At 39.8% G+C, this 10,988-nt stretch carries 6 protein-coding genes; 1 reads left to right on the top strand and 5 read right to left on the bottom strand.

Going from position 1 to position 10,988, the window contains the following annotated elements; genetic code table 11:
• Positions 1 to 12: 12 nt before the first annotated feature.
• Both GQR45_RS16350 and putA read right to left on the bottom strand, forming a co-directional pair.
• Positions 13 to 1,386, bottom strand: coding sequence for an IS4 family transposase (locus tag GQR45_RS16350; RefSeq protein WP_096058041.1), 1,374 nt, complete (start codon positions 1,384 to 1,386; stop codon positions 13 to 15).
• Between the two features lie 149 nt (positions 1,387 to 1,535).
• Positions 1,536 to 5,339, bottom strand: coding sequence for a bifunctional proline dehydrogenase/L-glutamate gamma-semialdehyde dehydrogenase PutA (gene putA, locus GQR45_RS16345; RefSeq protein WP_010553201.1), 3,804 nt, complete (start codon positions 5,337 to 5,339; stop codon positions 1,536 to 1,538).
• Between the two features lie 169 nt (positions 5,340 to 5,508).
• Between putA and GQR45_RS16340 the strand changes: the two genes are divergently transcribed.
• On the top strand, positions 5,509 to 5,991 hold the full coding sequence (locus GQR45_RS16340) for a winged helix-turn-helix transcriptional regulator (RefSeq protein WP_024590009.1): 483 nt from the start codon (positions 5,509 to 5,511) through the stop codon (positions 5,989 to 5,991).
• A gap of 78 nt (positions 5,992 to 6,069) precedes the next feature.
• Here the strand turns inward: GQR45_RS16340 and GQR45_RS16335 are convergent, their stop codons facing one another.
• From GQR45_RS16335 to GQR45_RS16325, 3 genes are all read right to left on the bottom strand, one after another.
• On the bottom strand, positions 6,070 to 7,059 hold the full coding sequence (locus GQR45_RS16335; RefSeq protein WP_165726504.1) for a sensor domain-containing diguanylate cyclase: 990 nt from the start codon (positions 7,057 to 7,059) through the stop codon (positions 6,070 to 6,072).
• Positions 7,060 to 7,264: 205 nt separating this feature from the next.
• On the bottom strand, positions 7,265 to 7,642 hold the full coding sequence (locus GQR45_RS16330; protein WP_024590008.1) for a DP-EP family protein: 378 nt from the start codon (positions 7,640 to 7,642) through the stop codon (positions 7,265 to 7,267).
• Between the two features lie 16 nt (positions 7,643 to 7,658).
• Positions 7,659 to 10,913: a winged helix-turn-helix domain-containing protein gene (locus GQR45_RS16325; protein WP_165726503.1), complete on the bottom strand. Its 3,255-nt coding sequence runs from the start codon at positions 10,911 to 10,913 to the stop codon at positions 7,659 to 7,661.
• Positions 10,914 to 10,988 lie beyond the last annotated feature (75 nt).

Genomic DNA, 10,988 nt, shown 5'->3' with positions numbered 1-10,988 from the left:
GCTGTCTCTTGATCACAAGTCTGACTCAAGAGATTTTGCTAAATCGTAGCCTTCCAGGATGGCTTGTAACTTAAGCCATCCTTGCCATAACACTTTCACAGATGCACGCCCTGTGCGCTTGGTATCTTTCCAGCCTCCTAACTTTGCCAGTTCCTGATACGCCCATGACATATTTGGAGCAGTTTCAGGCAATGGTGTTTTTATTCTCTTTAACCACAATAACTTCCATGCTTTGGGAGATAACAGTTGTTCACAACTTGGAGAATCAGGCTGCTCATTGGTGAACTTTAGTTGCAATATTCGCGTCGCAATAAAGCCATTAATCGTCACCAATCTTTCCATGTTATCTTGGCTTTGAAGGCGTAAACTTTCGATATCCGTACCATCACTTTTCCAGACTTTATGGTATTCCTCTACAAGCCAACGGTGCTCATAGTAGGTGATGATAGCTAAAGCGTCTTCTTTGCTGGTGACTGGTTCACTGGTTAATAGGTGCCAGCTTAAGCCGTTCTCAGCGTTTCCTCGCTCTGCACAGCCGACATAGTAAACTGGGAGGGAGTGTCCTTTCTTATTGTAAGGCGCTTTGAGTGTCACTGGCGCATAGGTGATATCCAGTGTTGCGCTTCGGGCTTTTCTTCCTCCTTTTTGTGCAATGTGGATGTGTTTGGTGCCTGCACTCATCAGCTCGCTTGCAAACGCATAGAGCTTATCCTCACCTTCTTCAATATGACGACTTTGCATCGAGCGTACGACGAATCGTTGCTGCTCGCTCAGTTTATACTGCAAGTATTCGTAGATGTCCGCTTCGCGGTCACACACCGATATCACGTTCGCCATTTGTCCTTGCAGCCGCTCTGCCATCGCTCGTGACGCTGACTCCCACTTGTAACTTTCTTTTTCTTCGTAAGAAGTCGTCGCGTGTTTTTCTCTTTTTCCAATCGTGTTGATATCACGACTCCAGCGAGACTGTTCAATTAATCCCACAACTTGCTTTGTGTCTGGCGCAAACAGTAATACGCTATGAGCTAACAAGCCTCGTTGTTTTGCTCCTCGTCCGACATGACCCAAATCATCTCGAATGGAGGAATGTTTATAAATTAGTGTGGTCGTGTCTTCTAATGCGAGTAATAAGTTATGACTTTTTGCTTGTTCAACCGTGGCTTTAAAGCCTGACTCTGCTATAGCCGTTGCGTCAATATTCTCGTTGCGAATAAAGCGGTAGGCACCTTCCATATCGGCGGGGGATTGAGTGATGTTCACAAGTGGTTTTCCTGGTTCATTTGCAAGCGTTGATGCTAACTTTACCAGACGCGCTGTTCTTCTTGGATCACCTAAGTCCGATTTACCGAATTGTTGTTTTGCCCAATGAGTATGTTCGTTAATCATAATGTGCCCTCAAACAAGATTTGAAGATCTGATCATGACATTGAGATTTAGTTCAAAAAAATCCCCGCTAATTTCTTAGCAGGGATTTGTGTATAAGAGACAGCTTTTCAGTGCCTTTTTTATTTTTTAGTTAAAAAGCATTAGCTTAATTATTCATCATCTTCAACAAGCGTCATTAGTGATGTGTTACCACCTGATGCTGTTGTATCAATACTGATTGTTTTTTCAGTAATAAGACGTTTGATTAATGTATCGTAATACTCAGAGCTAATTACCGGTAAAATAGCACCTTTACGCTGTGCAAGCTGTTGGCTAAAGTAGCCCAAGCGAGACGAGCGAGCAGCAACTACCGCACCGGCTAAATGAGGGTGCGCCAAAATAGCTTGTAACTGGTTAGGTTTAGCTACTTGGAAAACACCTTCTGCAACACCTGTAGAGATAAATTTATCTTTAAAGGCAACGGCTTCATCATAAAACAGCTCAGACGCTACAGTAATTACCGTATTACCTGCGGCAATAGCAGTGATGATAGACAATGCCCAGAAGTTAAATGATGTGCTCTTATCTGCATAACACACTACACAACCACGTGCTTCTAGATGAAGTGTATTAGACTCACCCGTTGGCCCAGGCAGGGTAGTAAACTTACGCATGTGCTTTTCAAGGCGGTTAAGCTGTGCACGTGCTTCTGATAATGTTAATGCTAAGTCGTCTGCTAAATCGTCGATAATTTCTACCGTCGCGATTTTAGCAAGCAACTGACGTACAGCCGAAACACGGTCGTTTAGTGGTGTTGCACGCCAGATTTTCTCATCGCGCATTGAGTTGGCCATTAGCTTTTTAACTTGCTCATTCGCACCGCTGTAGTGGTGTAAATCAAGTTCGTCAGGCGTTAGGTTAGTCATTTGTACGTTATCTGGTGATGCTTTTTCTTTTACTAAACGTTGTAGGTAGTTAGGGCCACCGGCTTTAGGGCCAGTACCTGATAAACCACGGCCACCAAACGGTTGCACACCAACAATGGCACCAATCATGTTTCGGTTAATGTAAACATTACCCGCACGTGACATTTTAGCAAGGTACTCACAGCGCTCTTCAATACGTGAGTGAACACCCATTGTCAGACCATAGCCCGTGTTATTTATTTGATCCATCACATCATCAAGTTCATTCGATTTAAAGCGAACAATATGAACACATGGGCCAAATACTTCACGTTTAAGTACTGATAAGTCTTTAATTTCGTATAAACGAGGAGCAAAAAAGTATGCGCCATTTTGAGTATTATCAGGAATTTTACATTCGTAATGAAGTATAGAATTACCTTTTAAGTACTCAACGTGTTCATTTAAGTTTTTAAGTGCTTTTTCATCAATTACAGGACCAACATCAGTTGATAGTAACGATGGATCGCCAATGTGTAACTCAGCTAGAGCGCCTTTAAGCATTTCGATAATGCCATCAGCTACGTCATCTTGAATGAATAAAACACGAAGAGCAGAACAACGTTGGCCAGCACTTTGAAAACCAGAACTGATCACATCGTCAACTACTTGCTCAGGAAGCGCCGTTGAGTCAACAATCATACAGTTTTGGCCACCTGTTTCTGCAATTAACGGTACTTGAATATCGTTACGTGCAGCAAGTGTTTGAGAAATTAATGTGCCTGTTTCAGTAGAGCCTGTAAACATAACCGCTTGAATGCGTTCATCAGGAACAATTGTTTTACCTACTTCAGAGCCGCGAGCGATAACCGGTTGAACAACGTGCTCAGGTAAACCAACTGATAGCATTAGTTCAATGGCACGAAGGGCGATTAAACTTGTTTGCTCAGCAGGCTTAGCAATTACAGTGTTACCTGTAACAATCGCAGCAGCAACTTGACCTAAGAATATTGCAAGCGGGAAGTTCCACGGGCTAATACATAAAATAACGCCACGGGCTTCAAAACGCTCATCTTTAGATAACTCTTCAGCGCGCGCTGCGTAGTAACGACAAAAATCAACCGCTTCACGTACTTCATCAATACCATCTTGCGCTACTTTACCCGCTTCTTTAATACAGATAGCGACTAGTTCGTCGTGATGACGCTCTAAAATGTCAGCAACGCGACGCAGTAAATTAGCACGCTCTTTTACTGGTGTTTGTGACCATGATTCAAGTGCCGCTTCAGCGTTAGCCAGTAATACTTTCATCTCCTCGCCAGTTTGTAACTTAACGTGGCCGATGATTTCTTTGTGATTTGCTGGGTTTTTAACAGCCAATGAGCCTTCTGGTACTTGGCTTTGCTCAATTAAGTGCTCATTAAACCATGTTTCAAGATTCTCTTTGAAAGGGGTAATAACGTTAATATCGGTTAAATCCATGCCTTTAGAGTTAGCACGTTCTTCACCGTATAAATCAATTGGCATTTTGATTTGCGTATTGTACTTGTTACGCAGGCCTTGCAGTGTTTCTACAGGGTCTGGTAGTAATGATTCAACAGGTTTTGTTGTATCTACAATCGCGTTTACAAATGATGAGTTAGCACCATTTTCTAACAAACGACGAACAAGGTAAGCAAGTAGGTCTTCGTGTTGACCAACCGGTGCATATACACGACATTGAATTTTTTCTTCGTTAACGATTTGGTCGAATAATGATTCACCCATACCGTGCAAACGTTGAAATTCAAAACCGGTGTTGTCGCCTTTCGCTACTTCTAAAATAGTCGCGGCAGTGTAAGCGTTGTGCGTTGCAAATTGTGGATAAAGTACGTCGCGCGCTTCAAGCATTTTAATTGCACATGCTTTGTAAGAAACATCGGTTGTTGCTTTACGAGTAAATACAGGGAAATGCTCTAAACCATCTTGTTGTGTGGTTTTGATTTCAGTATCCCAGTACGCGCCCTTAACTAAACGTACCATCATTTTACGACCAACACGGGTTGCAAGGTCTGTTAGCCATTCAATTACAAAAATAGCGCGTTTTTGATACGCTTGAACTGCTAAGCCAAATCCTTGCCAATCACCAAGATCTTCATCACTAAATACCGCTTCAATGACATCTAATGAAATATCTAAACGGTCAGCTTCTTCAGCATCAACGGTAAAGCCGATATCGTATTTCTTAGCAGCAAGCGCAAGTTCTTTTAACTTAGGGACTATTTCTTCCATCACACGGTCTTTATGAGTGAACTCATAACGTGGATGAATAGCAGAAAGCTTAACTGAAATACCAGGGCTCTTAATTGGACCACGACCATTTGCCGCTTTACCAATCGAGTGTATAGCATTCATGTAGCTGTCAAAGTAACGCTTCGCATCTTTCATTGTGCGCGCGCCTTCGCCTAGCATATCGTAAGAATATACATAACCTTTTTGCTCTGTATCGGCAGCACGTTCAATTGCTTCGTCAATGGTACGACCCATAACGAATTGCTTACCCATAATTTTCATAGCAAAATTTACAGACTTACGAATAACTGGCTCACCTAAACGACCAATGGTCTTTTTAAGCATGCCGAACTGTTGTTCTTTCGTTTTGTCTGTGTAGTTAACCATTTTACCGGTAACTAATAATCCCCAAGAAGACGCGTTTACGAATAAAGAATCGCTGCTGCCCAAATGAGAGCTCCAATCACCTTTCGCTAACTTGTCACGAATCAGTACATCTTGAGTTGCTTTGTCTGGTACGCGAAGCAGCGCTTCGGCCAAACACATTAATACAACGCCTTCTTCACTAGAGAGTGAAAATTCATTTAAAAGCGCATCAACACCGCCTTGCCCATCTTGCTCTTTACGAATGTTTAAAACAATCTGGCGGGCTCTTTCCCAGGCACGACTTCGTGCTTTTACGCCTACTTCTGCAAGCGGTAAAATATGATCAATAACCGCATTTTCATCTATGCGGTAGAAGTCACGGATTCTTTGTCTAATAGGACAAATCGTTGTTAAATCGCCGTTGAATAACATAAGCAACCCTCAGGAGTGTTAAGAATTAAAGTAAAATTAATTACCAATAAATTACCAGTGATATTGTGAGTGCATTCTAATTAAATTTCAGCAGAATATGCTGGTTAAATTTCGCGTTTTACGATAATTTACAGGGCATAAATTTAACTTATCCGCATAAAATTCTGTTATGACAATTCCAAATAGATTACGCATGCTAGATCGTATTGATTTAGCCATACTAGACGTTCTACAAAAGAACGGCAGAATTTCAAATGTTAACCTCGCAAAACAGGTTAATTTGAGTGCAAGCCCGTGCCTAGATCGTGTAAAACGATTAGAGCAAGAAGGCTATATCGAAGGCTACTACGCTAAGCTTAGCGAAGCAAAGCTTAATCAAAGCTTAGTAGCACATGTTCAAGTGTCGCTTGTTGCTTCAAATACAGCAGTATTTAAGGTATTTAGAGAGCATATACTAAGAATACAACAAGTCGTTGAATGCGACATGGTGGCAGGCGGTTATGATTATTTATTAAAAATCCGCGTTTCTAATATGGAAGAATATAGACAAGTTCTTGGCGACTTAGTCGATATTCCCGGCGTGGGCACTCATCATACTTATATGGTGATCGAAAAGATTAAAAAAGACGAAGGGCTGCTAATCGACATTTAAGCTTTTCTCAAGTAATAAAAAACCGCAATTGCGGTTTTTTATTTTAGTAGATAAAGGCTATACCAAATAGTTAGTACATCACCTTATACATAATTTATTACGACCTTCCGACTTCGCTCTATATAAAGCCGTATCAGCCGCGCATATTAATGCCTCAGATGTTCTGTACTGATTATCGTATTCACACGCTAAACCCTGGCTTACACTTATCTTTACATTCGCTGGCAAACCAATATCTCTGAAATTAATGTTGAGTATTTTTTCTTGAATACGTTTTGCGATCATTTCTGCATTTGAGACATGTGAGCGGGGTAATACAACAGCAAACTCCTCACCACCATAGCGTGCTACTAAACTATCTTTTGAGGGGAGGCAGTCTTCAATTGTTTGAGCTACTTTTTGCAAACATTTATCACCCTTTACATGACCAAAATTATCATTAAACAGTTTAAAAAAATCAATATCGATCAAGATAAAACTCAAAGGCTGTTTGTCTACTATGCATTCTTGCCAATTTTTAATAATCGCCTTTTCTAAAGTGCAGCGATTAGCGACGCCTGTAAGGTGATCTATTTTGGCTATGTTTTCGAGTACTTTATACTTTTTAACATGCCTAGAAATATCATGCATAATACAAATAAATAGAGGGATATTGTTTGTAGTTGATGCGGGTATACAAGAAATTGAGAGCTCTATATCTAAACAGTTACCATTGTTTTTTATTATTTTAACTTCTTTCGGGCCATGATTGAGTGGTGTTTGATAGTTGTTTTTCCAACTTTCAAACATGTATTGATAGTCATCGCGATACTGTTCTTGTAAACAATCTTGCCATTTTTTACCTATTAACGAGTCAGACGTAACATTAAAAAAACGAGCTGCAACGGGATTTACTGATTCAAACACTCCATCTGCATTAACAATAAAAATAGCATCGGCCATCACATTAGTGACATTAATAATTGCGCTTATTTTTTCATTGTTAACGGTATTAGAAATGCTGCTCATTAATGCAGATACAGCGTTGTCGGTGTTGTTTGCTCTGTTATTTTCATTATTGTTAGACATGGTGTTGCTCATTTTTATTGTTAATGAAACTTTATGTCTAGGAGTTTATTTAATTTATGGTTTTTAAACCTTTCGGTAACCTTCTTTTTTAATTTGTTGATTTTATTTGTTTTTATTGAAGTGTGTCAGTGCTTAGCTAAAAGGTAGTTAGGTTATAAATAAATTGCACTGGGGAAATTATGCTTGTGCAATTTAAAATCAATAATTAATTTTTGTCTTTATTTATAACTTGTGGGTCAGGGCTTGAATAAGGTTTATCATTACACTCAACGTTAAATATTAAACATGCAGTGCCTGAGTTTTTTGCTGTATCGGTGACGGTGATTGCTTGGCGGTTATCACTAAGTTCATAACTGAAATCTTGGGCACATGTTCCGATTTTATTAGTAATTGTAGCCCCCGTGAAAAAAAAGCCTAGCCCAACTGTTACAGGAGTTAAAGTGTAAGTACCTGCAGTTTCGGCTCTTACTGTACCGCCGCCGTCAACGGCTTTACCATTTTCTGTATAGCTAAAAACGGCCTCTTTTTTATCGTTAAACTCAATATGTACTTGAAAATCGACTTTTTCTAAGGTGGTATTCATGTTATTTCCTTTGTATTTATAGTTTAAAGTCAGTAATGCCTAGTTTTATCAGGCTTGCTGTTATTGCTGGTATTTCGTTTGCTCGGTTTAAGCAGGTATATGCTTGTACCTGCGGGTACTTTACGTGAATACTTTGGTTTATTTTTACTGTTTGAGTAATAGCTTTAAGCGCATTTACGCAAAATTGCTCTCGCTGTTCGCTGGTCGAAGCTAATTTAGCTTTGAGCAGGTTTATATTTATGGGAGCTAAGTTATCTCTATTCTTCATTTTATTGGTTATGTAACGTTTATATTCGCCATCATTCTCAAGGGTTGTTAATAACTCTTGCGCTTTAAGAGGGAAGTTTCTGTCAATAAAATAGCGAGCCAGACTAATTTGTGTATTAATAGAATTGATACTATTAAAACCTTGTGATTTTAAGAAGCTAATAATTTTTCCTATTCTTGAATCTACTTTTTTGTCATAAGACAACATTATTAATTGCGCTAAAGAGCGATAATACATATGTTGAAATTCATTATTTTCTGGATCTTGCTTTAAAGCCTCATTTATATTTTCATTCGCAAAGCGAGCTTTTAAATAGGCCATTTTTTTATCAGGTAAATAGCTTAGTAAATAGCCTTGTTGCATATATATATTTGCTGACATATAAAAAAGACTCGCGTCATCAGGGTAGTGATTAGCCACCTTTTTGACCACAGCAACTGCATTGTCCAATATATACACTGCAGTGTTGAAGTTACCAAGCATACCTTCAGTTTTTGCAAGCCAACTAAGGGTATCTGCTTTATCACGCAATAAGTTTTTATTGTTGGGCTTTAGCACAAGCGCTTCGTTTTTAAGAGTAAGTGATTCGGTAAAGCTCTGTTTTGCCGCTTTATAATTAAATTGTTTTAAATACAAAGATCCCAGCGAATTATGTGAATACGACAACTCCATAATGGAATTAAAATCATTCGCTGCTAATGAATACATGGTTTCGCTATACATATGGTACTTTTTAAATAATGGCTCAGTGGCAGCGTAATCACTTTTATCATAATGAAGCTGGCCTAACCAAAAGGTATTGGCACCCGCAAGCGTTAGTAATTCTATATTGTTAGGCTGTATTTTTAATAATGCCTCAAGGCGGGTGCGGGCGTTTTCAAAGGCGGTAAAGGCTTCATCGGTTTTACCCCGTGAATAAGCTACTTCACCCATTGCTTCGAGGGTTTGTGCGTACTGGAAACGGTTGTTAAATTGTGCTTTATCATCGCTAAAGCTAAAGAGTGAACCTGATTCGTCTGTTTGATTTGTAAAATATTCAAGTGCTTTATTACTAATACCATCAAGTAAGTCCATACGCTTTACGCTACGCAGTTTGTCGGCAAAGTCGCCGACCATAAACCCTAGTAAGCTTTCGGCCTCAAGCTGTTTTTTTTGCGCATGTTGCTGGGCCTTAAAACTAGTAAAGCTCATTAATAACGCGGTAAATGTAAGTAAGCACAATAAAGCAACGGTCACTCGTTTTACTCTTATTTTTGCTTTTGTTTTTTTAATAGAGCTTTTGATAAGAGCGTGCTCGTTATCATCTAATTTAAACAGTTTGTCGTTAAGTAATAGCTGCGCTTCTTGTTGCGGTTTACCTGGCGCTAGGAGGTAAGCACTACTTTTACCTTCATCTATCCAATTTTGCGCTTGGTGTTGTAAGCGGCTTTTTATTGCTAAGGCATCTTTATGGTCATTAATCCATCGTTTTGCGCGCGGCCATTGACGTAATAATGCCTCGTGAGCAAGGCTAAAACAGGCTTCTTGGTTTTGTAAATGCGATACAAATAAACGGCTATCGACCATGGCTTGCACAAGCTCTTTTTGGCTTGTGTTCGTTAATGTTTGCCAGCGGGCAGCGCGGCTCGTAATGGTTTTACCATCTGGATTTAAAGTGATCAGCTGTGATAATACGCTTTTTAGTTGCTGTTGTTGCTCGTTGCTGAGGTCAATAAATATATCTTCTGCTTTTTTGCCTATGGCTCCCTCAATACCCCCGAGTTTTGTGTAAACACTGTGCAGTAGCTCGTTATTATCACTGCGCTGTAAGTACAGCTCTTGCAATGTGTATTGCAGCATGGGCAGTGCGTCAGGGTTATTGGCTGTATCGGCGCACAATATTTCATCCAGTGGTGTTTGGGTTTGTGGGTCATTGGAGAACGTTAAATTAGCGGTTAGCGCTGGCAGGCGAATAATTTGTTGAAGCTCTTGGCGATTTGGCGGTGTTAAATCGTAGTGCGCGCCATGAGCTTTGCCTGCCATTAGACTTGGTTGTTCAACCACTAAAGGGTAAAAGTCGTTACGACACGCACTAAATACAATCACAGTTTTAGAGGTTGCTAAGCGCTCAATAACTGATAAAAAATGGCTGCGTGTTTCGCTACTAAATAAAGGAGAAGAAAGCAGTACTTCTAAGCGGTCAATAAATAAAAATAACTGTGGTGTTTTAAGTTGTGTAGAGGCTTTGCTAAGTGCAGCTTGTATGGCGTTAATTACGCCATCTATTGCCAATTCTAGTTGCTCTGCAAGTGTTTGCGCGCTTAATCCTTCAAACACAGGCTGGTCGTTTATATCCCAATCAAGTAATGCAGAAGCTAAGTCTAGAAAAAGTCTATTTTTATGCACATCTGCAAAGTCGATCTGGGTGTAGGAAATAACACCGATGCCATTATAGCCTCGCTCATCTAGCAGTTTTGGTAAAATTCCAGCATTAACAAGCGAGGATTTACCTGTTCCACTAGGGCCAAGTATTAAGCAAAAAGCACGACCGTAATTTACCTGGCTAGATATCCTTTCCAGCAGGGTAGCTATAGATTGGGTACGGCCAAAAAAAACGTGGGTATCATTTGGGTTATATGCACGCAGGCCTAAGAAAGGGGATCCTCCCTGCCATGTACTTTTAGTGCTTGGGATAGGATCTGCTAACGGAAAAGATAATTTTGCAATAATGCGGTAGCCACGTTTACGGATAGTTTCAATATAATGTGGTTCATTGGCTTTATCACCGAGCGCTTTTCTTAGCTGAGTGATAGTTTTATGTAATGGATTATCGCCAATATCAGTATTTTTCCAGCATTTATTGAGCAATTCATCGCTGCTTACAATGTCGCCATTTTGTTGACACAAATGCAATAAAACCTCCATCGCTTTGGGCTCTAACTGTTTGGCTTTACCAGTGAGTTGAATTGAGTTAGTTGAAGGTGTTACTTGCCAATCGCCTAGGTAGAAGGGGTTGCGCATCATCATTACTCATTATTGTTTTTTTATTATTAAAATTAAGTGCGTATTGATATTTATTAACACTATTTATATGGCAAA

The sequence above is a fragment of the Pseudoalteromonas sp. SA25 genome (assembly GCF_011378705.1).
Taxonomy (GTDB): Bacteria; Pseudomonadota; Gammaproteobacteria; order Enterobacterales; family Alteromonadaceae; genus Pseudoalteromonas; species Pseudoalteromonas arctica.
The sequence above is the reverse complement of the archived record's forward strand: the minus strand, read 5'-3'. Positions and strand labels throughout refer to the sequence as shown.

Coding starts and splice junctions, on each gene's coding strand:
- GQR45_RS16330 (WP_024590008.1), bottom strand. CDS start 7,642: ATGAATACCACCTTAGAAAAAGTCGATTTTCAAGTACATATTGAGTTT.
- GQR45_RS16340 (WP_024590009.1), top strand. CDS start 5,509: ATGACAATTCCAAATAGATTACGCATGCTAGATCGTATTGATTTAGCC.
- GQR45_RS16335 (WP_165726504.1), bottom strand. CDS start 7,059: ATGTCTAACAATAATGAAAATAACAGAGCAAACAACACCGACAACGCT.
- putA (WP_010553201.1), bottom strand. CDS start 5,339: ATGTTATTCAACGGCGATTTAACAACGATTTGTCCTATTAGACAAAGA.
- GQR45_RS16350 (WP_096058041.1), bottom strand. CDS start 1,386: ATGATTAACGAACATACTCATTGGGCAAAACAACAATTCGGTAAATCG.
- GQR45_RS16325 (WP_165726503.1), bottom strand. CDS start 10,913: ATGATGCGCAACCCCTTCTACCTAGGCGATTGGCAAGTAACACCTTCA.